25 protein-coding genes and 2 pseudogenes are annotated in these 22,918 nt (G+C 56.0%); 8 read left to right on the forward strand and 19 right to left on the reverse strand.

The features are described from left to right. Window positions 1-220: pseudogene (locus V7680_RS10480) on the forward strand (serine palmitoyltransferase); the annotation flags it as partial. Between the two features lie 7 nt (window positions 221-227). Further along, window positions 228-1,022, forward strand: coding sequence for an enoyl-CoA hydratase/isomerase family protein (locus V7680_RS10485; protein ID WP_335653219.1), 795 nt, complete (start codon window positions 228-230; stop codon window positions 1,020-1,022). 52 nt (window positions 1,023-1,074) lie between these two features. Here V7680_RS10485 and V7680_RS10490 read toward each other — a convergent pair whose 3' ends face one another. Genes V7680_RS10490 through V7680_RS10505 form a run of 4 tightly spaced genes read right to left on the reverse strand, consistent with a single transcriptional unit; the run spans window position 1,075 to window position 3,918 of the window. Further along, window positions 1,075-1,470, reverse strand: a complete 396-nt coding sequence (locus V7680_RS10490; RefSeq protein ID WP_335653220.1) for a cupin — start codon at window positions 1,468-1,470, stop codon at window positions 1,075-1,077. 24 nt (window positions 1,471-1,494) lie between these two features. Then, complete coding sequence (locus V7680_RS10495) at window positions 1,495-2,412, reverse strand: hypothetical protein (RefSeq protein ID WP_335653221.1); 918 nt, start codon at window positions 2,410-2,412, stop codon at window positions 1,495-1,497. Window positions 2,413-2,427: 15 nt separating this feature from the next. Then, a complete protein-coding gene (locus tag V7680_RS10500) occupies window positions 2,428-3,402 on the reverse strand; it encodes a diacylglycerol/lipid kinase family protein (protein ID WP_335653222.1) in 975 nt (324 codons plus the stop codon). A 33-nt stretch (window positions 3,403-3,435) separates the two neighbouring features. Beyond that, window positions 3,436-3,918, reverse strand: a complete 483-nt coding sequence (locus V7680_RS10505) for a DUF2141 domain-containing protein (protein ID WP_335653223.1) — start codon at window positions 3,916-3,918, stop codon at window positions 3,436-3,438. A gap of 131 nt (window positions 3,919-4,049) precedes the next feature. Here V7680_RS10505 and lptF point away from each other — a divergent pair, with 131 nt between their 5' ends. Both lptF and lptG read left to right on the forward strand, forming a co-directional pair. Next, entirely contained in the window at window positions 4,050-5,255 is a 1,206-nt protein-coding gene (gene lptF / locus V7680_RS10510) for an LPS export ABC transporter permease LptF (RefSeq protein ID WP_335653243.1), read from the forward strand. 6 nt (window positions 5,256-5,261) lie between these two features. Further along, window positions 5,262-6,350, forward strand: coding sequence for an LPS export ABC transporter permease LptG (lptG, locus tag V7680_RS10515; RefSeq protein ID WP_335653224.1), 1,089 nt, complete (start codon window positions 5,262-5,264; stop codon window positions 6,348-6,350). Window positions 6,351-6,354: 4 nt separating this feature from the next. Here the strand turns inward: lptG and V7680_RS10520 are convergent, their stop codons facing one another. Next, window positions 6,355-7,455, reverse strand: coding sequence for a fatty acid desaturase family protein (locus V7680_RS10520; protein WP_335653225.1), 1,101 nt, complete (start codon window positions 7,453-7,455; stop codon window positions 6,355-6,357). A 143-nt stretch (window positions 7,456-7,598) separates the two neighbouring features. Here V7680_RS10520 and V7680_RS10525 point away from each other — a divergent pair, with 143 nt between their 5' ends. After that, on the forward strand, window positions 7,599-8,774 hold the full coding sequence (locus V7680_RS10525) for an N-acetyltransferase (RefSeq protein ID WP_335653226.1): 1,176 nt from the start codon (window positions 7,599-7,601) through the stop codon (window positions 8,772-8,774). Window positions 8,775-8,792: 18 nt separating this feature from the next. Here the strand turns inward: V7680_RS10525 and xth are convergent, their stop codons facing one another. From xth to tgt, 7 genes are all read right to left on the reverse strand, one after another. Beyond that, window positions 8,793-9,581, reverse strand: coding sequence for an exodeoxyribonuclease III (gene xth / locus V7680_RS10530; RefSeq protein WP_335653227.1), 789 nt, complete (start codon window positions 9,579-9,581; stop codon window positions 8,793-8,795). Then, the gene (erpA, locus tag V7680_RS10535; protein ID WP_335653228.1) at window positions 9,582-9,932 is read right to left on the reverse strand and encodes an iron-sulfur cluster insertion protein ErpA; all 351 of its coding nucleotides are present in this window, start codon (window positions 9,930-9,932) and stop codon (window positions 9,582-9,584) included. Window positions 9,933-10,024: 92 nt separating this feature from the next. Next, entirely contained in the window at window positions 10,025-10,645 is a 621-nt protein-coding gene (locus tag V7680_RS10540; protein ID WP_335653229.1) for a M23 family metallopeptidase, read from the reverse strand. A gap of 110 nt (window positions 10,646-10,755) precedes the next feature. After that, complete coding sequence (locus V7680_RS10545; protein ID WP_335653230.1) at window positions 10,756-11,628, reverse strand: ferritin-like domain-containing protein; 873 nt, start codon at window positions 11,626-11,628, stop codon at window positions 10,756-10,758. 10 nt (window positions 11,629-11,638) lie between these two features. After that, entirely contained in the window at window positions 11,639-12,100 is a 462-nt protein-coding gene (locus V7680_RS10550; protein WP_335653231.1) for a peroxiredoxin, read from the reverse strand. Further along, entirely contained in the window at window positions 12,097-14,823 is a 2,727-nt protein-coding gene (locus tag V7680_RS10555; RefSeq protein ID WP_335653232.1) for a bifunctional [glutamine synthetase] adenylyltransferase/[glutamine synthetase]-adenylyl-L-tyrosine phosphorylase, read from the reverse strand. Before V7680_RS10555 ends, V7680_RS10550 begins: the two co-directional genes overlap by 4 nt. After that, on the reverse strand, window positions 14,820-15,947 hold the full coding sequence (gene tgt / locus V7680_RS10560) for a tRNA guanosine(34) transglycosylase Tgt (protein ID WP_335653233.1): 1,128 nt from the start codon (window positions 15,945-15,947) through the stop codon (window positions 14,820-14,822). Before tgt ends, V7680_RS10555 begins: the two co-directional genes overlap by 4 nt. Before the next feature lie 155 nt (window positions 15,948-16,102). On the opposite strand from tgt, the gene V7680_RS10565 reads away from it, so the two are divergent. Beyond that, window positions 16,103-16,462 carry a BufA1 family periplasmic bufferin-type metallophore gene (locus V7680_RS10565; protein WP_335653234.1) on the forward strand — a complete coding sequence of 120 codons (360 nt, stop codon included), beginning with the start codon at window positions 16,103-16,105 and terminating at the stop codon, window positions 16,460-16,462. Window positions 16,463-16,559: 97 nt separating this feature from the next. On the opposite strand, the gene V7680_RS10570 is transcribed toward V7680_RS10565, so the two are convergent. Together V7680_RS10570 and V7680_RS10575 are read right to left on the reverse strand one after the other, a co-directional pair. Continuing rightward, the gene (locus V7680_RS10570) at window positions 16,560-17,165 is read right to left on the reverse strand and encodes a hypothetical protein (RefSeq protein ID WP_335653235.1); all 606 of its coding nucleotides are present in this window, start codon (window positions 17,163-17,165) and stop codon (window positions 16,560-16,562) included. Between the two features lie 3 nt (window positions 17,166-17,168). After that, window positions 17,169-18,122, reverse strand: coding sequence for a sterol desaturase family protein (locus V7680_RS10575; protein ID WP_335653236.1), 954 nt, complete (start codon window positions 18,120-18,122; stop codon window positions 17,169-17,171). Between the two features lie 109 nt (window positions 18,123-18,231). On the opposite strand from V7680_RS10575, the gene V7680_RS10580 reads away from it, so the two are divergent. Further along, entirely contained in the window at window positions 18,232-19,104 is an 873-nt protein-coding gene (locus V7680_RS10580; RefSeq protein WP_335653237.1) for a LysR family transcriptional regulator, read from the forward strand. A 41-nt stretch (window positions 19,105-19,145) separates the two neighbouring features. On the opposite strand, the gene queA is transcribed toward V7680_RS10580, so the two are convergent. The 5 genes from queA to V7680_RS10605 form a co-directional block, all read right to left on the reverse strand. After that, window positions 19,146-20,177 (reverse strand): tRNA preQ1(34) S-adenosylmethionine ribosyltransferase-isomerase QueA, encoded by a 1,032-nt coding sequence (queA, locus tag V7680_RS10585; RefSeq protein ID WP_335653238.1) that lies wholly within the window; start codon window positions 20,175-20,177, stop codon window positions 19,146-19,148. 8 nt (window positions 20,178-20,185) lie between these two features. Then, entirely contained in the window at window positions 20,186-20,836 is a 651-nt protein-coding gene (locus tag V7680_RS10590) for a peptidylprolyl isomerase (protein ID WP_335653239.1), read from the reverse strand. A gap of 86 nt (window positions 20,837-20,922) precedes the next feature. Then, window positions 20,923-21,426, reverse strand: a complete 504-nt coding sequence (gene coaD / locus V7680_RS10595) for a pantetheine-phosphate adenylyltransferase (RefSeq protein ID WP_335653240.1) — start codon at window positions 21,424-21,426, stop codon at window positions 20,923-20,925. A 16-nt stretch (window positions 21,427-21,442) separates the two neighbouring features. Continuing rightward, window positions 21,443-22,345: a polyprenyl synthetase family protein gene (locus tag V7680_RS10600; protein WP_335653241.1), complete on the reverse strand. Its 903-nt coding sequence runs from the start codon at window positions 22,343-22,345 to the stop codon at window positions 21,443-21,445. Window positions 22,346-22,349: 4 nt separating this feature from the next. Continuing rightward, on the reverse strand, window positions 22,350-22,598 hold the full coding sequence (locus V7680_RS10605; RefSeq protein ID WP_335653242.1) for an exodeoxyribonuclease VII small subunit: 249 nt from the start codon (window positions 22,596-22,598) through the stop codon (window positions 22,350-22,352). Window positions 22,599-22,701: 103 nt separating this feature from the next. Between V7680_RS10605 and V7680_RS10610 the strand changes: the two are divergent. Next, a pseudogene (locus V7680_RS10610) lies at window positions 22,702-22,918 on the forward strand (hypothetical protein); the annotation flags it as partial.

Below are 22,918 nucleotides of genomic sequence, written 5' to 3' on the forward strand. Positions count from 1 at the left end.
CGCGATTATCGCGGTGATCATGCCCGATCTCGAAAAAGGAGCGATGATGTGGCAGGCGCTGCTCGCCGAAGGGCTTTATGTGAATCTGGCGCGGCCGCCTGCGACGCCAGCTAACATGACCCTGCTTCGCTGTTCGCTTTGTGCGGAACATACGAGCGAACAGGTCGACCAGATTCTGGGAATGTTTGAAGCTGCCGGGAAAGCGGTCGGGGCTATCTAGTCAGGAAATGACCAACTCCATCCTCATCGAACAGCGCGGCGCGATCGAAATATTGACGCTCAATCGCCCTGACAAGCTCAACACGATGAATGAGGAAATGATCTTCGCGCTGCAGGATTATTTTCGTGGGCTACAAAAGCGGCCCGATATCCGCGTGGTCCTTTTCCGAGCCGAAGGCCGGGCTTTTTGTGCCGGTCTCGATATCGGCGGCTGGAAAAATGACGGCTCGCGCGGACAGGTCCAGCATGTCTGGAACACGCAACGCTCGATCGCCACCGTGATGCAGTTGATGCGGCAATGTCCGCAACCGATTATCGCACTCGCTCAGGGGGCGGCTTGCGGCGGCGGTTTCTCGCTATTGCTCGCCAGCGATGTTCGCTTTGGCGCGCCCTCGCTCAAGATGAACGCGGCCTATATCAAGATCGGTCTCGGCGGCTGCGATATGGGCTCGAGCTATTTCCTGCCGCGCATGGTCGGCGCGTCGATTGCGTCAGAACTGATCCTGACGGGGCGCTTCATCCATGCCGAACGGGCAGAGAAACATGGCCTGATCAGCGAGATGGTCGACGAGGACAAGCTGCTCTCCACCGGCTTGTCACTGGCCGAGGAAATGCTCGACACCGCCCCGATGGGCCTGCGTCTGTCCAAGGATGCGCTCAACCGCAATATCGACGCGCAAAGCTTTGAAGCTGCGCTGGCGATCGAAGACCGGCAGCAGGTGATGCTCTCGATGACCGAAGACAGTCGCGAAGCGGCCAAGGCGTTTTTCGCGAAGAGAAAGCCGGATTACAAGGATCGGTGACAGCATCGTTCGTCCTGGACGCGTCGACAGGCTCAAGGCGAATCGATTCCGATTATCGTTCGCGATGCTCCGTGCCTTCACCCGCAGTGATAAAAACCGCCGTTGCGGAACCTTCGACGTCCGCCGTGTGCCAGACACCTGGCGCGTTTACGGCATATTCGCCTGATGACAATGTGGTGCGCTGGTGCGAACCATCCGCCATTTCCTGAATCAGGGTGATTTCGCCTGCCGTGCACAAGACCACCTCCGCACCTTTCGGGTGCATCTCCCAGACGTCCCAGCTTTCGGTGAAGCTATACATGGAAACCAGCCGGCCCTCTGCGCCATCCTTGCCATGCCGCACGCCATAGCCAGCATACCAGGATGCTTCGCCGGTCATCGGTGGCTCAATCTCGGCAGTTGCTCCCAGACCGAGATGGATCGGATTGGTTTCAAGTCTCTGCGCCATATTCACTCTCCCATGATGGACTTTCTATTTGATCGCGCCGCCCATGATTAACCGCGGTAGCATCGTCAAAGCACCCAAGATAGGCCACTTGCGTTGCCAAGGCTTGATCACATAGTCGGTCCCGGCATGGCGATTGATCTTCCAGGCCAGATAATCGATGCCGCCAGCATAAGTGGCCGAAGCCTTGGCCAGTCTGGCAAGGGTCAGCAGTTTGCCGTTGCGCCGCAATTGCCGCCATCTTTTCTCGACCGCGTCGCGGGAGGCTATGATCTTGAGCGGCTTGCCCTGCGCCTCGTTGCGCTCCGCGATCGCAGCCATCACCGCCGGACCAAATCGCGCATATCGTTCGGGATCCGCATCGACGACGGAATCGGAGCGATCCTTGCGCTCGGCGCGTAATTCCGCGCCATAGGTCAGTTCAAAACCGCGTTTCCACAGATCCTCGATACTATGCTCTGTGCCAAGTTCCATCATCGGAAAGCTCATGTCAAACAGGGTGATCGCAGCACCTTCAATCGCCTCGACGGCTTCAGCCTGCGCGGCCTCATCCGCCTGCCAGACCAGACGCGAGGGTTGGGCAAAGCGCGCCCATACGCTTACCGCGCTCGCAGTAATCCGGTTCAGCGCATGAAAATCATTTTCGCTCAGCACCGCCACCTTGGCGATCAGACCGTCATGTTCTGCGGGAAATACATTGGGCGGTAATCGCTTGTTTGCTCCGACCAGCCAGCTCTTGCCGTAGGCCGCCTCGTAGCTCGAAACGATCAGGTAGAAATCGAGCATCTGCCCGTCGAGTTCTGTGGTTCTCAGACAAGAGCCATAGAAAAGCACCGACCGCGACGCCTCGCCATATTGCGCTGCAATGGACGCGGCAAAGGCGGCAACCCGGCTATCGACGGGCTGGGCCAGTTCTTGTGCAATCAATGACTTGAGTTCGCTCACGCGAGACGTCCTAGCTCAAGCGGCGAGCCGAAGAAAGGACACAGGCTTGGTTGATCTCAGCACGATCGGATGGCCAGGCTGGGCAGAGAATAATTCCCCGTCCATCAGCACATTGCTGCCATCACCCTCGATCCTGATCGTGTCACCGCGTTCAAGATGAATGCCCTTCTGGACATTTTTGCCCAGACGACCGAAAATCACCGACAGCAGGAACCTGATAATGGCCCCGGCTTGCTGGTCAATTGCCAGAAACTGCATCCGGCCAATCGCGTTCTTGTTTCGCATCGACCGCTTCATCAGCAACAGCCGCTCCAGCGTGGTGACGATCAGCACAGCAAAATTACCCTGAAACTGGCCGTCCCGGATCAAGGATATTTTGATCGGTAGCGATCGGTTTGGCAGAAATTTGGCCCGAATACCGAACAGCACCGATGCGAGCGCGGCAAAGACCGTCAACACATGGGCAGCGGCGTTGGGCAGTCCGAGCGGATAGATCCTGTTGCGGCAATAGAGGATGAACTCCGACAATCCCGCTCCGCCCAGAAACATGCCCAGCACGACCTTGCTGTCTTTGCCGCCGTCAGAAAGCGCGATCAGTTCGCGGTCGACCAGATGCTCGTGCAAGTCATGCTTCGCCAGTTCGACGATCCGTTCGAGCGCCTTGAGCGGATTGCCTTCGGAACCCAGATCAAGCGCGATCAAATTGGTCTTTCCGTTGGGCAGAACCGCAACCGGTGGCGGATTGTCCCCGAAATGCCCGCCCTGGTACAATTCGGTCAGCGCCGCCTGCACGGTTCCGTCGCCACCGTTGATGACGAGAACTTTCGGTTTCACCCGGGCAATCGTTTCCAGAGCCTTGGCAATTTCGTCGACATGATCGACTTCATAATGGAAAACATCGCTGTTCTTAACGCAATAAGACCGAACTTCCGGCAATATCGCTCGGTTCCCGGTTGAGTTGGGATTTGAAAGAAGTGCGACATTTGCCATTTATTGGGCCCTATCCCCGGGAACAGATGTGCATCATCTGTATTTCATGCTGATGTTGATCGATTTGACGTCATTGCCGACGTTGAAGGCGGTTTTCTTGTAGCTCGGCTTGCCGAGATTGAAGATATTGATGCTCGGATTGTTTGACATGCCACCGCCGTCACCGAAAATATCGGTCTTGCCATTGCCATTAATGTCATGGCGGATCGCCACGGCATAAGTACCGGAAGAAGGGACGGGCAGACAAAATTGCATATTGCCGGTTTTGGCCGGTGCCTCGACGCGGTGAAGCCACGCCCCAGTTTTCAGCCATTCCGACGAGATTCCGCGATAAGTCTGTACCCGCATTTTACCGCTGGATTCCCTGACGCCGCTGACATTGACCAGAACGGCCGGGCCAGCGCCCGCCTTGCATTTGCCAAGATCGTTCGAAATCACCTGCCCGCTCGCAAATGCCGGGGCAGAGGATAGTAGAATAGTGGTGGACAATGCGATGGATGCCGCAAATTTCAACATGACGTAGTAACTCCTAGTCGTTATACCCGCGCCAATACTCCGGCTCGGACAAGAATCAGCCCCCGATCTGCCTATGGCTATGGATTTGATTTGCGGCGAAAACATGGTGAGAGGGCGACAACAAGTTGAAACTGCTGACTTCCACCGATCGCTATTTGGCGAAATTGATAGCACTGCCACTGTTCAGCACCCTAGTGATTGCTGCGATGCTGCTGGTGCTCGAAAAAATGCTGCGTCTGTTCGACTTTGTCGCAGCAGAAGGCGGGCCTGTCAGCGTAGTTTGGCGGATGCTGGCCAATCTTATTCCGGAATATCTGTCGCTCGGCATACCTATCGGCTTGCTGCTCGGCATCCTATTGGCGTTCCGGCAGCTTGCGTTAAGCTCCGAGCTCGATGTTTTCAGGGCCGTGGGTCAAGGATACGGCCGGCTGCTCAGAGTGCCTTATATGTTCGCGATCGGCCTGATGCTGGTCAATCTGACGCTGGTCGGATTCATCCAGCCGCTGTCCCGCTATTATTATGAAGAGTTGCGATTCGAATTGCGGTCGGGCGCACTCGGCGCCTCTATCAAGGTTGGGGAATTCACCAATCTTGGCAACCGGATGACGTTGCGGATTGAAGAAAGCCGGGAGAACGGCACCAAATTGAGCGGAATCTTCGTCCGCGCAGAGAATAAGAAAGACCAGACTGTGTCGGTTACAGCGAAAAGTGGTCAGTTTCTGGCAACCGACGATCCCGATACGATCATCTTGCGCCTCACCGATGGCGTGCTGGTCCACGACGCCCCCAATTATCAAAAGCCGCGAATTCTGAGTTTCAGCAGTCATGATCTGCCGATCGACCTGCCCAATATCGAATCCTTCCGCTCGCGGGGCGGCAAGGATCTGGAATATACGATACCGGAGCTTGTGCGGGTCGGAATGGATGAAAAACGGCCGCTGGCCGAGCGCAACGAGAGTCGTTCGAATTTCCATTTCCGCATGGTCGAAGTGGTGATGATGCTGCTGATGCCGCTGCTGGCGATTTCGCTGGCGGTTCCGCCGAAGCGCTCGACATCTGCGCTTGGCGTATTTCTGTCGATTGTGATGATCGTGACCTATCACAAGGTCAACGAATATGGCGAGGATGTCGGAGCGCTGGGCCTTGTAGATCCGATCATCGCCTTGTGGCTGCCTTTCTGCCTGTTCGCCGCATTGATAATGTGGATGTACCATGTCGCGGCCCATGTGCCAGGCGGCCAGCCGATCGGCGCGCTGGAAAAGGCATTCTCCAAATTCGGAGGCGTATTCAAAGGCTTGCTCAATTTTAATCGCAAACGCGCGTTGATTAAGGAATAGCCGGACATGGATTTTTTCCCTTCCCGGACACTCGCCATTTACATGGCCAAAATGTTCATTGTCCGCACCCTGGCGGTGCTCGCCTTGCTGGTGCTGGTGCTACAGGCACTCGACCTGCTTGGTGAAAGCGGCAAGATCCTCGCCTATGAAGGCAATGGCGAAGCCGAACTATGGACGTATGTCTCGCTGCGCGCCCCGCAACTTGTCGCCCGCTTCCTGCCCTTTTCCGTATTGTTGGGAACCATCATCACGCTGGCGACCCTGAACCAGAATAGCGAAGTCGTCTCGATGAAGGCCGGCGGCCTGTCCGCCCACCAGATTCTGGCGCCGTTGATCGTCGCAAGCATGGGCGTGGCGCTGTTTGCCTTTGTGTTTAACGAAACGCTTGTCGCGCCCGCGACCGCCCGCCTGTCGCAGTGGGAGAAAGTCGAATTTGGTCCGATCCCGGCAGAGAGCAACATCCGCACCAATGTCTGGGTCAAGGACGGCAATAATCTGATCAACGCGCAATCTGTGACCGGACGTGGCGAGAAGGTCGTGCTGCGGGATATTACGATTTACAACCGCACCGAGAATGGCCTGAAAAACCTGCTTCAGGGAGAAGAGGCCCGGTTCACCGGTTCCGGTTGGTTGCTGACCGATGTCACCCAGTTCGACGTCAGCACCGGAACCGAGGAAAAGAAAGCGGAGTTGGTGGTTGGCGATTCGATCCGGCCGGACCAGTTCACCCTAACAAATGTCAGCGCCGACAGCCTGTCGATTTTCGCGTTGAGTACCGCCATTGGTGAACTCGAGCGCGCCGGTCGGCCGACAATGAGTCTCAAGGCTGGCTGGTGGCACAAGATATCTGGTCCAATGTCCTCTATCCTGATGCCATTATTGGGCGCCGTTGCCGCATTCGGTCTGGCGCGGTCGGGACAGTTGTTCCTAAGAGCGGTGATCGGCATGGCATTGGGCTTTGCCTATTTTGTCGCCGACAATTTCGCTCTCGCGATGGGCAATATCGGAGCCTATCCGCCCATATTGGCTGCCTGGGCCCCGTTTCTGCTATTCTTCCTTATCGGCGAGACCGTTCTGGTCCGGACCGAGGAATAGAGCTTCAGTTTCTCCCGGCGCTGCCGCGCACGAGGCCGGTTATCAGAGTCCACAAACTGCCATGATCCGCACGATAGAAATTCGAACCTGTCGGCAATTCTGCCGCCAGACGTCGATGCGCTTCGCCGAGATTATGATAGGGAACGCCAGGAATCAGGTGGTGCAGTGCATGGTAACGCAGTCCAACCGGCGCCCATAAGGCGGGCAAGGTTGCTGGCGGAGGCACGTTAACGCTATCGAGATATTGCCCGGTCACGCTCATCTCGTGGCCGTCATTTTCCCAGAGATGCGCGACCAATGTCCGGATCTGGTTCAACACGACGCTACCCGACATCACAGCCAGAAAGATCAGAAAAGCGCGCATCGGAATGATGTTCGTCCAAACCATGGCCAGCAAGGCAATAGCCCAGATGCTGGCGCCAATCTCGCAGGCCAGCCAGCGCCGTTTCAGATCGCCCTCAGGCGCTTTGCGGCGAAAATCGGGGTTGATGATCAGACCGGAATAGCGCTCGACCACAATCCTGCGGAGCGGCGGAATGATCGCGGAAAGCGGTGACAAAATGGCATAGCGGAACAGCAGTGCAACCGGAGCCAGTGCAGCGACAATCACGAACAGGGGAACCGACCAGGGTTTCATCAACGCCAGCGGCAAATATTCCGGGTCTTCGACCGTGCCATATTTCTTGGTCCGGTGGTGGATGCTGTGAATGCCTTCATACATGAAGGACGGGATCAACATCGGCACCCCGAACAGGGCATTCCAGGCAAAATGGAAACCAGGCAATGCATTGCGCCGGATATGGGTCAGTTCATGGATGAAGCTTCCGGCCCGATATAATGCCAGTATCGCAATCAGACCGAAAAAGACGGCCAGTCCGGTGGGCTGGATTAAGATCGCTCCGGCCAGCGAACCATAGCCGACAGCTACCGAAGCCAGAAAATCCGTCCAATAGACTGCCGGCCTGGCCGCATTGAGATCGCGCGTCACCTTGGCGGCGGTGCGGATCAGTTCATTGTCCTCGGGAACGCGCACAGCCGCCGCCCCCGGGTTTGATTCCGACGCCGCCTTTGGCGCATTTTGGGGAGAGATGGTTGTCGAACTCATAAATACCTGCATGATTGTTGAACGGCCTAGAGCAATATATCGTGGCGAGATCAAGGCGAGGGCAAGACCGGAATGGCCCCCGTGCCCTTGACATTGCGCCACAATTAACGCCACAGCCAGCCGCAAATGTAGAAGGATAAACAATGGTGGTCGGTCAAGATATAGTCATACAGCCGGTAAGTACCAAGGCCCAGACCAAAGAGTTTATCGACATTGCCTATGAGCTCAATGCCTATGACCCGCATTGGGTTCCGCCGCTGAAGACGGAAATGGCCAATCTGATCACGCCCGGGAAAAATCCGTTTTTCGACCATGCAAGGGTGCAGTTTTTTCTTGCCCTGCGCCAAGGCAAAGTGGTCGGTAGGATCAGCGCCCATATTGACGAACTGGCGCTGCAACAGCCGCCAGAACAGGGCATGGGTCCCGGAACCGGTAATTGGGGCTGGATGGAAGCCACCGATGAAGCGGTAATGCACGCCTTGATCGACGCGGCCGAAGCCTGGCTGAAGAAAGAGGGCATGACCCGGGTTCTCGCTCCGATCAGCATGTCGGTCTGGGAAGAACCAGGGCTTTTGACGCAGGGTCACGACCATAGTCCGATGATCCTGATGGGTCATCACAATGCCGCCTATCAGGGCTGGATCGAGAATTTCGGCTATACCGTCGCCAAGCGGCTAGTGACCTATCATCTTCCGGTCGAGGACGGCTTTCCTGAATTGGTGAAACGGATCGTTGCCTCGGGCGAGCGCAACAAAAGACTGAAAATCCGCCGGGTAGACAAGAAACATTTCGACCGCGATGCCGCGATCATCATGAACTTGCTGAACGATGCCTGGTCGAAAAACTGGGGATTCGTCCCGATGACCGACCGTGAAATTGCCCATGCTGGCAAGAGCCTGAAACCTATCGTCCACGAACATCTGATCCGGATTGCCGAACTGGAAGGCGAACCGGTCGCATTCATGATGACGCTACCGGATATGAACGAAGTGCTCAAAACCATGAAAGGCTCGCTATGGCCGTTTGGCTGGGCCAAGCTATTATGGTGGCTGAAATTTCCCAAGTCGCATTCGATGCGCGTCCCGCTGATGGGGGTAAAAAAGGAACTGCAGAACAGCCGATTGGCCAGCCAGATGGTATTCATGCTGATCGAATATATCCGCCGGGATGCAAAGCTCCACTTTGGCACCAAACGCGCCGAGATCGGCTGGATACTGGAAGATAATCAGGGAATGGTGGCGATTGCCGAAGCGATCGAAGCGACCATAAACCGGGAATATCTGATTTATGAGAAGCCGATCACCACAGCGAAACCGTGACCATCACCGACAAACGGATCAAAGGTCCAGATCTACCCAGGCAGGCGTATGGTCGCTGGCCTTTTCACGGCCACGATGTTCCTTGTCGACACCGCAATCATTGAGCTGATCGGCAGCCAGCGGGCTGAGCAAGAGATGATCTATACGGAAGCCCTGATCGCGTTGCCAGCCACCGCTGCGATAGTCCCAATAGGTCCAGACCTGCCCCTCCGGATGGGTCACACCCAGAGCATCGGTCCAGCCGTCGTTTAACATGCGCCGGTAGCCCTGACGGCTTTCCGGCTGCATCAGAGCGTCATTCTCCATCGCCTTGACTGAATAGACATCATTGTCGCGGGGAATAACGTTATAATCGCCTGCCAGCACCGCCGGCACTTCTTCCGCCCAGATTTCCGCAGCCCGCTCGCGCAACCGCTTCATCCAGCGCAGCTTGAAATCGAATTTCGGACCGGGATGGGGATTGCCATTGGGCAGATAGATGCTGGACACTCGAACCTTTTTGCCATCTTTGCCGCTGATATTGGCCTCAAGATAGCGGCTATGTTCGTCTTCCGGTTCGCCATCAAGGCCGCGCTTGACCTCTTCGGGCACCTGATCGCGAGCAAGAATAGCAACGCCATTGAAACTTTTCTGACCGTGCCAGATCGCACCATAGCCAATTTTTTCAAACTCGTCAGCGGGAAAACCCGCGTCCTGCGTCTTGATTTCCTGTAGGCAGGCAACATCCGGCCGGGTCTCTTCGAGCCATTCCAGCAAACGCGGCAAGCGCGCCTTGATGCCGTTGATGTTGTAGCTGGCTATTTTCACTTAGACGGAGAAACTAGAGCCACAGCCGCACCCGGAGGCCGCGTTGGGGTTGGTCACCTGAAAAGCGCTGCCGCCAAGCGATTCGACAAAATCGACCGCGCTGCCGCGCACCAGATCGAGGCTGATTTCGTCGACAACCAGGGTGACACCGGATTCTTCGACCGCGATATCATCCGCTTCGATACTGTCGGAGAGGCCAAAGCGATATTGAAAACCGGAACAGCCCCCGCCTTCGACAGCCAGCCGTAGAATCGCAGCTTTGCCCTGCTTTTCAGCAATAGCGGCTACGCGCTTGGCGGCGTTGGGGGTCAGGATGATATCCTGTTCGATGGTCGCTAGTGTCTGGTTCATAATATCAAGATAGGGAGAATCAAAAGGAGCGGCAAGCCTTAAGGCTCAAACCGCTCCTTCATGCACCCTCTCCCAAAGGTGTAAAATCTGTCTTATTCGGCTGGACCGCCCAATGCAACGCCGGAATTCAGCTTTTGCGCGATCAGAAAATCATTGGACTGCATGAACGGAATCGGATTGACCGCTTCCCCTGCAATCCGGACTTCATAATGAAGGTGGCTGCCGGTGGAACGTCCGGTCGAGCCCATGAAACCGATCAGATCGCCGCTCTTAACACGCGCATTGGCTTCGACGTTGAGCCGCGACATGTGGCCATAACGGGTCTGGATGCCGTTGCCGTGGTTGATTTCGATATATTTTCCATAACCGCCCAGCCATTGTGCGCGGCCAATGATGCCGTCTGCGGTCGCATAAATCGGCGTGCCGATCGGACCGGCCATATCAAGGCCTTTGTGACTGGCGCGACGGCCTTTGAAAGGGTCGGAACGGAAACCGTAGGCACTGGTCAAAGTGAAGTCTTGTACAGGCTTGCGCGAAGGGATGGTCAATTTGACCTGTTCCTGCTTGCCCTGACCGGCCCAGTTGTTAAAAATCATCTTGAAAGCCGGGTCTGCTTCACCGAGCGCGCTTTCCGCTGCCTGGCTTTTCAGAACGTCAACAGGGATGCTGGCTTCTGCGCCTGCTTCCGCCATTGCGCCGGTGGAAAAAATCATTGCTGATCCGAGAAAAGCAATTGCTGTGATCTTGCTCACAGATTTTTGTAACAAAACTAATATGTTGTCGGTCATATAATGATCGAACCTTTACTGGCGACCCATGAAACTCATGGCGTTGAACTTTTTGGTGGAACTTTTTCCCCCGTTCTTCGTTGTGACAGGTGTAAATTCATATTGGTTAACAATTCAATACCTGAATAATATTCATGGGTCAGACCGGCTGCGTGGCGCGCTGAGTCGTTAAATGGAGGCTTCAACCCGCCTTTGAAGTGGGTTTTTACAAGTTGCCTCCAATGGCCATGCGGCGGCTCGTTGATTCTTTCGCAGGCAAATTCGAACCATTTTGTTCCGAACGAAACATGATTGATTTCATCCTGAAAGATCCGGGTCAGCACTTTGGCGGTCATCTGATCACCCTGCCGCTGGAAACGTTCGACAGTTTGCATGGTGATATCGAGGCCGCGCGCCTCGAGCACCATCGGAACGATCGCTAGCCGGGCCGATGCATCATAAGCGGTTTGTTTCGCCGCATCCCACAGACCGTCATGGGCCGGGAGTGCACCGTAAAAACTCTCCAGCGCGCGCAGTCGCCGGTCTAACAGGACGAAATGCATCGCCTCTTCCGCCCCTACCCGCATCCAGTCGTCGGTAAATTCTGGCGGGAATTCGGAACCGAACCGGCCGATCATATCAAACGCGAGATCAATCGCGACAAATTCAATATGGGCGAGTGCATGGATCAGGGCGATCCGTCTGGGAATTGAGGTGCCGGTGCCGCGCCGCGGCATCTCTCGCGGATCCAGCAACACCGGTCGGTCGGGACGCGCTGGCATATCCGGCATGGTATCATGAAAATCGTGCGAAAGCCGGCCCATCCGCCATTCCCGGGCTGCGCGGCGCGCGGCCATCACCTTGGCAGCGGGATCGGCACTTTGCAGCACCAGCAAAGCCGCAGCGCCAACGGTAGGCTGTTCAGCCATGACGACTATTCTACGTCGCCTGCACCGCAGCCAGGACCTCGTCGGCATGACCCTTGACCTTCACCTTTGGCCAAGCCTTGAGCACGGTCCCGTCGGGCCCGATCAGAAAGGTCGAGCGGATGATCCCCATATAGGTCTTGCCATAGAGTTTTTTCTCCGCCCAGACGCCGATCTTCTCTAGAAACGCCGTGCTTTCATCGGATGCGATATCGACGGTCAGTTCCTGTTTGGTAATAAAATTCTGCTGCCGTTTCGGCGAATCCGCTGACATGCCGAGCACAGCAGCGCCGGCTTTTTCAAATTCGGGCAACAGCGTGGAGAAATCTCTCGATTCCGTTGTGCACCCGGGTGTGCTGGCTTTCGGATAGAAGAACAGCACCAGCTTTTTCCCGGCATAGTCGGAAATTTTCACCGGGCTGCCATCCGGCGCCACCAGTTCCATATCCGGAATTTTGTCGCCAACATCGATCATATTATGTCTCCTAGAATTTCATCGGGGTCCGGCCGCAAGTGCCTGTTCCACTCGTCAATAACGCATTGCCGCGCCTGATCATAGCCATCGAGCAGCGCGTCCCAGCTTTCCTGTCCCGCCGCCTTGGCGATCAGGGCCCGGCTGGTTTCCGGCGGGAAGTCGCAATCCGGAGACATTAGTCGGAGGGCCACCAGCAAGCGCGCCATCAGCTCGTGCGCAGCAACCATATCCTCGCCGAGATGACCGGCATTGACCAGCGTCCGGACCGCTTCACCCAGTTGCGGATAGAGCGCCTCACCGGTTTTCAATTGCAGAAAGTGGATGATAAACTCCCAGTCGACCAGCCCGCCTTCCATCATCTTGGTATCAAGCGGACCCTTGGGCGGCTTGTGCTCGACGATATCGAGGCGCATTTTCCGCACCGCCTTGCGCAATTCTTCCGGTTCGCGCTCCGTCTGCAAGATGGCGCAAATCTCTTCCTTCAGTTGCGCGCGGTCTGCTTTGCTCCCGTAAACCGGACGTGCGCGGGTCAGAGCCATATGCTCCCAGGTCCAGGCGCTTTCCCGCTGATATTTGCGAAAGCTCTCGAAGGTCACTGCCAGCGGCCCCTGCGTACCGGACGGCCGCAACCTTGTGTCGACTTCGTAGAGCGGACCAGCGGCGGTCGGCACCGAAAGCGCGGTCACAATCCTGGCGGTCAGCCGGTTATAATATTGGGTCGCACCCAGAGAACGCGGGCCGTCGGACTCGGCGCTATGATCGCCGGTAAACAGAAAGATCAGATCGAGGTCAGAGGCATGGGTCAATGCCTCTCCGCCCAGCCGGCCCAGCGCGAGAATCAGTAGCGCGCAGCCGGGAACTTTTCCGTGCGTTTTCTGAAACTCGGCAATCGTTGCGTTAGCCAGCACCTGAATCGCTGCTTCGGCGACCCGGACATAGCCGGACGATATCTCGAGCGCATCGTGCCGGCCTTCGATCAGCTGGACGCCTAGCGCGAAGCGTTTTTCACCGACCCGCGCGCGCACCCGGTCGAGCAATATCTGATAATCATCGCCGGATTCGGTGCGGGCAAATTGTTCGGCCAGCTCTTCCACCGACGGCGGCAGGTCGAGCGCCGTCGCATCGATCAGGCCGTCGAATAATTCTGCTCGCCGCGCCAGCGCATTGGCGAGCACCGGCGCGTGACTGAGAATATTGCCGAGCATCTCGAGCAGAGCGGGCCGCGCTTCCAATATCCGAAAGAAATTGATCGCGGTCGGCAATTTTTCGATCAGGCTGTCGAGCCGCGCCAGCGCCTGCGCCGGATTGGGCGCGGTCGCGGTCGCGTCGACCAGGTCCGGCAATATCTCCTCGAAGGATTCCTGCGCAGCATTGGACCTCAGGGCGGTCACCTTGCCGCTGCGCCAGCGCCGGATCGCGAGCAGAAACGCGCCAGACTCCAGGAGGTTTTTTTCGACCAGAACAGCGGCCAGCTTCTCTTCGTCAATCGGCAGGCGCCTGTCATCCTCCGGATCGATCAGATCATCATAAATATTGCCGACAGCATCCACCCGGGGGGCAAGCTGATCGAGCAATATCTGGCCATTATCGAGCCCGTGTAGTCGCGCCACCCTGTCGAGCCCCTCGGCATCATCGGGCAGGCTATGGGTCTGCTGGTCATTGACCATTTGCAGCCGGTGCTCGATCACCCGGTAATATTCATAGGACTCGCTCAGTATCTTGGCCTTTGCGCCATCGATCCGTCCTGCCTTGGCCAATGCCGCCAGCGCATCGCGCGTTGCCGGTGCCCGCAAATCCGGCTGCCGTCCGCCGAAGATCAGCTGATGCATCTGGGCATAAAATTCGGTTTCCCTTATGCCCCCACGTCCGCGTTTCAGATCATAGCCCAGTCCGAATTTCTGTCCGGCGGCATAATGGTCGCGGATCTGCGCAGTGACCGAACCGATATTCTTGATCGCGCCATAATCAAGCGACCGCCGCCAGATGAACGGATTGATCGTCTCGAGAAAATATTGCCCGAGCTGCGGATCACCGGCAGCAGCCCGCGACCGGATATAGGCCGCCTGCTCCCAAGCCAATGCGCTCGATTCGTAATAGCTGATCGCCGCTTCGACCGGCAGCGCCACCGGGCTGACTTCCGGCGACGGTCGCAGTCGCATATCGACGCGGAAGACATAGCCGTCGGCATCGCGGGCGTTGAGCGCCTCGACCAGCTGCTGGCCGATCCGCCGGGAGGAATCGCTGGGCTCTTCCCTGCCCCGCACTGGAATTTTGTCCGGATCATAGATGAAGATGGGATCGATATCCGATGAATAGTTGAGCTCTCGACTACCATGTTTGCCGAGGCCAATGATCGAGAAGCCCTCTACCGGAGCATTGGGATAGCGGGTCGCAAATATATCGGCCAGCGCCTCATCCAGCGCCCGGTCGGCAAAATCCGACAATCGCGTGATCACATCGGTCAGACTCAATTGCCCCGCCAGATCACCAATCGCCAGAGTCAGCGCAAGCGCGCGTTTTTCGCGGCGCAATTTCTGCCGGACATTGGCAGCGCCTTCCCCCGCGCTGCGGCCAAACTCCAGCGCCGCCTCGAGATTTTCCGCTTCGAGCAGATCGGTTAGTTCGGGCTGTATCTGCATCGCCATTGCCAGAAACGGTGCGTTTTCGCGCGCGCGTCGCAGCGCGTCCCGCAAACTGGTTTTCTGGGGTAGCCCGGCGATCATAAGTTCAGATAGGAGGCGCGGAATTTTGCCGCAAATTCCGCAAAACTTCCTGCGGCGATCGCATCGCGCATTCCGGCCATCAGCGCCTGATAATAAGCGATATTGTGCTCGGTCATCAGCATCGCGCCCAATATCTCCTTCGCCCGAATGAGATGATGCAGATAGGCGCGGCTGTGGTTTGCACAGACCGCGCATGTACAATTTTCATCCAGCGGTGTCAGATCTTCGGCGAATTTGGCGTTGCGAATGTTGAGCGCGCCCTGCGCGGTAAACGCCTGGCCATTGCGGCCCGAACGGCTCGGCAAGACACAGTCGAACATATCCACGCCCCGCTCGACAGCGCCGACCAGATCATCCGGCTTGCCGACACCCATCAGATAGCGCGGCTTGTCGGCGGGCAATTGACCCGGCGCATAGTCGAGCACGTCGAACATCGCTTCCTGCCCCTCGCCCACCGCAAGACCGCCGATAGCATAACCATCAAAGCCGATGTCGATCAGAGCCTTGGCAGAGGCCGCGCGCATTTCCTTGTCGAGCGATCCCTGCTGAATTCCGAACAAGGCTGCTCTCGCTGCATGGTCCTTGCCGCTGTCAAAGCCGTCGCGCGACCGCTTCGCCCAGCGCATAGAGCGCTCCATCGACGCCTGTGCTTCCTCGCGGGTTGCGCCATTTTTGGTACATTCGTCAAAGACCATTACGATATCGCTGCCCAGCAGCCGCTGGATTTCCATCGACCGTTCCGGGGTCAGCATATGGCGCGAGCCGTCGAGATGGCTCTGGAATTCGACGCCATCCTCGCTCAGCTTGGTGAGCTCCGACAGGCTCATCACCTGATATCCGCCACTGTCGGTCAGGATCGGACGATCCCAGTTCATGAATTTGTGCAAACCGCCGAGCCGCGCCACCCGTTCCGCGCCAGGGCGCAGCATCAGATGATAGGTATTGCCCAATATGATATCAGCGCCGGTCGCGCGCACGGTTTCCGGCTTCATCGCCTTGACCGTTGCCGCGGTGCCCACTGGCATGAAAGCAGGCGTGCGGATTTCCCCGCGCATCATGCTTATCGTGCCGGTGCGTGCCTTGCCGTCCGTCGCGGCGATCGAAAAGGAAAAACGATCAGCCACGCAAAGGTCCGTTTCCCGCTGCGAGACCAGATTTTACGGTCTCGATTTTGTTTTTTTCTGTCGTTGGTGTAACCACTGGCCTGTCCTGTTCGAATTGCTCAGCATCTGTGCAGGATGGCAACGGATTTTCAAAGAGCTAAATCGGGAGTATTTTTATGACAAAAGCAACGAAACTGGGTTCAGCGGCAACCGCATTGATTGCGGCAGCAGCCCTTTCCGCCTGTTCCGGCGGAGCCAGCGAAGCGACCAGCGAAACTGCCGAAGCAACCGGTAGCGAAGTCACTGAAGTCGCAGCAGCGGAAAAAGAAAAATGCTACGGCATCGCCGAAGCGGGCAAGAATGACTGCGCCGCGGGCGAAGGCACCAGCTGCGCCGGCACTTCGGTCGTCGATTATCAGGGCAATGCCTGGAAATATACCGAAGCTGGCGAATGTGAACCCCAGGGCGGTTCGCTCACCGAAGTGGCGGACAATGACCCTCCTGTTCCAGTCGCAGCGGCTCCTGCTGAAGGCTAAGCCTGACGCAATAGATATTTGAAGAGGGCGGTTCGTTTGGGCCGCCCTTTTTTATTGGGAGTGGCTGGTTTGTTCTGATGGCGGACATTGGAACATTTTACCGATCGGTAATCTCATCATCAGAACGTCGAAACTCCAACACATAGACCATCCCAAGCAACCATATCGCTACCAATAGATGGAACAGATGCCAGCTGAGGTCTGGGTCTAGATGTCGGGATTGACGGATCAACAGCAGGTTTATCAAAAATATTGAAACAATAGCTGTCAAAGAAAACCGGCGAGCGATGGTGCTGCCCGGAATCAATGCAGTCGCAACTATTGCGGCAAATAGCCACGAGACAAATAACGGTGTTGTGAGCTCTGGGACCGCAAATGCTGTAACGGTGCTGACGATAACTGCCGCCAAAACAATCCATCTTCCAACGACTAGTCGATTTACCAATGGCTCTGCCAACAGAAGTTGTGCGGTTACCAGTGCCATCGCAATCGAACCGCCGATTTGAGAGAAGTTTTTGTGAAAACTGGCTAGGTCCGCAATCTGATTGGTGCCAAATCGGTATACGCCAATGGCTGCCGCCATTCCGAAAATTGCGCTTCCTAAAGCTGCCAACCAATGCCTTGATTGCGATAAACGCAATATACACCAGATCGCAGCCAGGACGATAAACACTTCAGAGATTGCATAATGTGGACCGGGCATGTCTTAGGCCGTCTCCAACAGAATAACGTTTTGATCATCTATGGCTTTTAGTGCTTTTTGCGATTGAGCATGCTCGCGCTTGATATCCGTTGATGACTGACGCGAACCGTCATGACTCCAACCAGGAGGGGCAAATACGTATAAGATGCGCTGCCAAAGATTTAACCCCCGTTTGGAAACATCCTTGGCGATGCCCCAATATTCATGAAAAATGATAGTTATGGGATTGAGTGTTTCGAGATTTTTGACCAGTCCATAATCGACCCGATCCGCTTCATCCTCGGCCACAAATGTGCCAAACATCTTGTCCCAGACAATCAAGGTACCAGCATAATTGGCATCCAGATATTGCGGATTTCGGCCATGATGAACCCGGTGATGGGACGGCGTGTTGAAGATCGCTTCAAACCAGCGCGGCATCTTGTTGATCAATTCGGTATGCAGGAAGAATTGATAGGTGGGATTTATAACACCGCAGAACAGCACGACGACAGGATCAAATCCGATTAGAACCAGCGGCAGTTTGAACATCATCGTGCCAGTGAAATGCTTGGTCCAGCCTTGCCGCAATGCGACCGAAAAATTAAACTGTGTGCTGCTGTGATGCGTCACATGCATAGCCCAAACCCAACGGCAACGATGGGCAACACGGTGATGCCAATAATAGCGCATATCGTCGATGATGAAACAGGCGACAAGCGCGGTAATCGTCAGCGGAATGGTGAAGAACTGAAATTGCTGTACCCAGAACAAGGCGCCCACCGAAATAAATGCTGTCGCGCCATTGGTGACTGAACTGACCAGTCCCATGAACATCGAAACACCGTTGTCTTTCCAATCGCCAGCGCCGCGTTCGTGGAAGAAGTGATTGAAAATGGATTCTGCAAAGATCGCTGCAAAATAGAGCGGGATGACGATTAAAGCGATATTCGATGATACAATCGACTCTAATATCATGGCTTGGCTCTCTTCCCGTTCAGATCATCCTTGGCAGATCAAGTTGTAGAGAAGCATTTTACTGAATTGAATTGAGATAAAAGATCATATTTGTTACTAATAAGAACATATGGATGATCTTCGCCTCATGCGCCATTTTGAAGCGGTATACAGACTCCTCAGTTTTTCGAGTGCAGCCCAAGAATTGCACCTGACTCATTCGGCACTGACCAAGAGCATCAAATCATTGGAAGATAGTTGGGATGTAAAATTATTCCATCGTACCACGCGAACAGTGGTCCCGACCGAAGCTGGTAAGAAGCTTTATCCAATGGCTATCGATCTGTTGAGCTTCGCACAGACGGTCAAAATCGAAACACAAAGCGGTGAACATATTCTTCAAATTGTCAGTGGACCTGCGATTTTGGACATAATGATCCATCCCGCCATTGCCAAATTCGCAAACCGTTATCCAAAAACGAAAATCAATGCCGAGACAATGCCACCGACCCATGCCGTCGAGGAACTGATCCAAAGACGGGTTCATCTGATATTATATAATGAAGCAACGCTCAGCCAGCTGCCGCATCTTGATCGTTTGCGCGTTCGCAAAGTTGTCGAAGAACCATATTATGTCATCAGCCGACCGAAACATCCGGTACTGAAAACCGACCTTCAATTGATAGATGTCGTCAAATTCGATTGGGTTATCGCTGGCTTTGATACCTTGTTTGAAACCAGCCTTCCTCCAGAAACACAAGCTCTGCTCAAACGCCACGGGTTTCCCAAATACCGATTACTCAGTCAGGCAGCATGTATCGATTTGGTCATTGGCTCTGACATCCTGACCGCCATCCCAAAATCTGTTGCAGATCCATTGATCGATGAGGGCAAGATAAGCGGTTTTCCGCATCCCGAAAACTTACAGTTTTCTGTCAGTGCTGCCGTTTTAATTGATGCGGGTTCCGAACCAACCGTAAATCACTTTATAGATTGCCTCTGACATCAGATTCTCGATATTATGTTCCATGAGATCGTAATGCCTCAAACTTCCGGCAGCAGCAGACTCGAATCGCCATAGCTGTAGAACCGGTACCCACCGGCAACCGCATGGGCGTAAACCGCCTGCATCGTCTCCATCCCCATCAGCGCGCTGACCAGCATGAACAGAGTCGATTTGGGCAGATGGAAATTGGTCATCAGGCCGTCGATCGCGCGGAATTTGTAGCCAGGCGTGATGAAAATATCGGTGTCGCCTTCGAACGGGCGGATGATACCGTATTCGCCGGTCGCGCTTTCCAGCAGGCGAAGGCTGGTCGTGCCGACCGCTATGACCCGGCCTCCCGCTTGACGGGCGGCGTTCAGGCGATCTGCGGTAGCCGCGTCAATCCGGCCCCATTCGCTGTGCATCTGGTGGTCGTCGGTTTCGTCGACCTTCACCGGCAGAAAGGTCCCTGCGCCAACGTGCAGAGTCAATATTTCGCGGCCCACACCCGCCTCTACCAGCGCGGCCATCAGACCGTCGGTGAAATGCAGCGCTGCGGTTGGTGCGGCGACCGCGCCCTTTTCCTTCGCAAACATCGTCTGGTAATCATCGGCATCGCGCTCGTCGATCGCTCGCTTGCTGGCGATATAGGGCGGCAGCGGCATGGTACCGGCGCGTTCCAGCAATAGTTCGACCGGCTCGTCGCCTAGAAAATGCAATATGAAGCTACCGTCATCAAGCTTGGCTTCTGCTTCGGCAAAAACGTCCATGCCGAAATCGACGGTCTCGCCAACGCGCAGCCGCTTGGCGTTGCGGATAAAGGCCTGCCAGCGGCGGAGGTCGATCCGTTTGTGCAAAGTCGCACCGATTTTGGCTTCGCCGCGCGTTCCCTGCAACTGGGCAGGAATGACCTTGGTATCGTTGAACACCAAAATGTCCTTGGGCCCCAGCAGTTGCGGCAGTTCGCTGACTATATGGTCGGAGAGCTGATTGCCCGAAACGCTCAGCAATTTGGCGCTGTCACGCGGAACCGCCGGTCGCAACGCGATCAGCTCTTGCGGCAGCGCAAAGTCGAAAAGATCAACGCGCATGGCTAGGCCTAGGGATTGATCGGTGCGTTCAGGTCATCCAGCGTGATCGGTGCTTCGGAAAAATTGGACCGGGCACCGGGCAGAACCGGTGACTTGTTGTCGGCGGCAATGGATGCCTGCAAAATGCGACTGGGGTTTACCGGTGGTTCGCCGCGTTCGATGGTGTCGACATATTCCATGCCCGAGGTGACCCGGCCGAAAACCGTATATTTGCCGTCGAGCGCAAAGCGCGGATAGAAGACGATGAAAAACTGGCTGTTGGCGCTGTCTTCACTCTCCGCCCGGGCCATCGAGACGACGCCGCGCAAATGGGGGAACTGACTGAATTCCGCTTTCAAATCGGGCAGTTCCGAACTGCCGGTTCCGGTTCCGGTGGGATCGCCGGTCTGCGCCATGAAGCCTTCGATCACCCGGTGAAAAACCTGGCCGTCGTAAAAGCCCTGACGCGCCAGCGTCTTGATCCGTTCGACATGATTGGGCGCCATCGCCGGATAAAGCTGGATCGTAACCCGGCCGCCGGTGGACAGGTCAAGATGCAGGATATTCTCTTCAGCGGGAACCGAAGCAGCGGCAGGTGCCTGTTCTGCGGCTTCCTGCGCATGCGCGGCAGCGGACATCAGAAACAGGGCGGATATGGTCAGAAAAAATTTATGCAGCATGACATACTCATTTGGCAAAGCGGAATGGGAAAGCAATTTGCCTTTGGACGATTATAGCTTTCGCTGCAATGAATTGCTCGAGAAGACTATTGGTCGCCCTTGAGGCCGATCTTGAGGACCCTTGCGGTAATTTCGTCGGCCACCAGCGGCGTCACGAACTTGTGAATCTCTCCGCCGAACATGGCAATTTCCTTTACCAGTCGCGAAGCGATTGGCTGCAGCGACACGTCGGCCATCAGAAACACGGTTTCGATATTGCCGTTCAGCTGCTGGTTCATGCCCGCCATCTGATATTCATATTCAAAGTCGGCCACGGCGCGCAGCCCGCGCACGATCACGCCAGCTCCCTGTTTTTCGGCAAATTTCATCAGCAGTGAGTTGAAACCCACAACCACGACGCCATCGCCGAGTTCGGCGGTTTCGCGGCGAACCATCTCGAGCCGTTCCTCGTCCGAAAACATCGGCGATTTCGAAGGATTGGTGGTGACACCGATGACCAGCTTGTCGACCAGCCGCATGCCGCGCCTGATAATATCCATATGGCCCAATGTAATGGGGTCGAAAGTTCCCGGATAAACGCCGATTCTCATGTCTCGTCCTTCCCGCTTAGCGGTCTCTTGCGATTGTATATTCGGCAATGGCGCGCAGCACATCCGCTTCGCCGCCATAGCCGTTCAAATGTGACTTGGCCTGATCGACCAGCATCTGTGCCTGCTCTCTGGCCCGCTCCAGACCCATCAGGCTCAGGAAGGTTTCCTTGCCGGCCTTGGCATCCTTGTGCAGCGCCTTGCCCGCCTTTTCTTCATCGCCCTCGACGTCCAATATGTCGTCGGCAATCTGGAAAGCGAGACCGAGATCATGGGCATAGCCCCGCAGGCTGGTGCGCCCTTCGTTGGTCACTCTGCCCAATATCGCGCCAATTTCCACGCAGGCGGTGATCAAGGCACCGGTTTTCAGCTGCTGGAGCCGAGTCACGGTCTGCAGGTCAAAGGTCGAATTTTCTGCTACCAGATCCATCATCTGGCCACCCGCCATGCCAGCTGGCCCCGCGGCCTTGGCGAGACAGGCGGTCATTTCGGCGCGGACGAACGGATCGCGATGGGTGCGTTCGTCAGCAAGCAGACCAAAGGCCAAGGCATGCAGCGCATCGCCGGCGAGAACCGCGGTCGCTTCACCATATGCGACATGGGTGGTCGGCTTGCCGCGCCGCAGGTCGTCATCATCCATGCACGGCAGATCATCGTGAATCAGCGAGTAGACATGCAGCGCCTCGACTGCGGTTGCGGCCCGGATAGCGCAGGATTCATCTACATTGAACAGCCCGGATGTCGCCATCACCAGCAACGGCCTCAGCCTTTTGCCGCCACCGATCGCGGCGTGGCGCATCGCTTCATAAAGCTCGCGGCGCGGATCGTCCGGAACCTGCAAAAGCGTATCAAACTGGCGGTCGACTGCAGCGGCGACCCGCGCAATTTCCTTAGACAGATTGGAATTATTATTGGCCGCCACGGGATCAGTCCGCGTCAAACGGGACAGTGGCTTTGGGCTTGCCATCCCGATCGAGCGTGATCTTCTCGATCTTGGCCTGTGCGGCTTCCAGCCGTTTCTGACACAAGCCGCGCAGCTTCTCGCCTTCGCTGTAAAGCGCGATCGACTGGTCGAGCGGTACGTCGCCATTTTCCAGTTTGCGGACGATATCTTCGAGGCGCTTAAGCGCGTCTTCGAAGTTCAATTCAGACAGATCTTCTTTGGTTTCGCTCATGGCAAAATTCAATGAAGACGCTTTGGGCTGCGGTCAAGGGCTTGGGCTTCACTATCGTCAACTTCCAGTGTAGCGCTCTGGAAAAATAGATCAGGAGAGTAACATGTTCATCGGTCATTTCGCGCCAGCGATGGTAGCGGCAACCCACCCCAAGGCCCCGGGTCTTGGGACTTTGTTTGTCGCAGGGCAGTTGCTCGACTTCGGTTTCTTCGGACTGGCACTGGTGGGCATCGAGAATTTCCGCATTACGCCGGGAATCACCGAAATGGTGCCACTGGATCTTTATGACATGCCCTATACCCATAGCCTGCTGGGGAGGG

This window comes from Parasphingorhabdus sp., assembly GCF_036963705.1.
Lineage (GTDB): Bacteria > Pseudomonadota > Alphaproteobacteria > Sphingomonadales > Sphingomonadaceae > Parasphingorhabdus.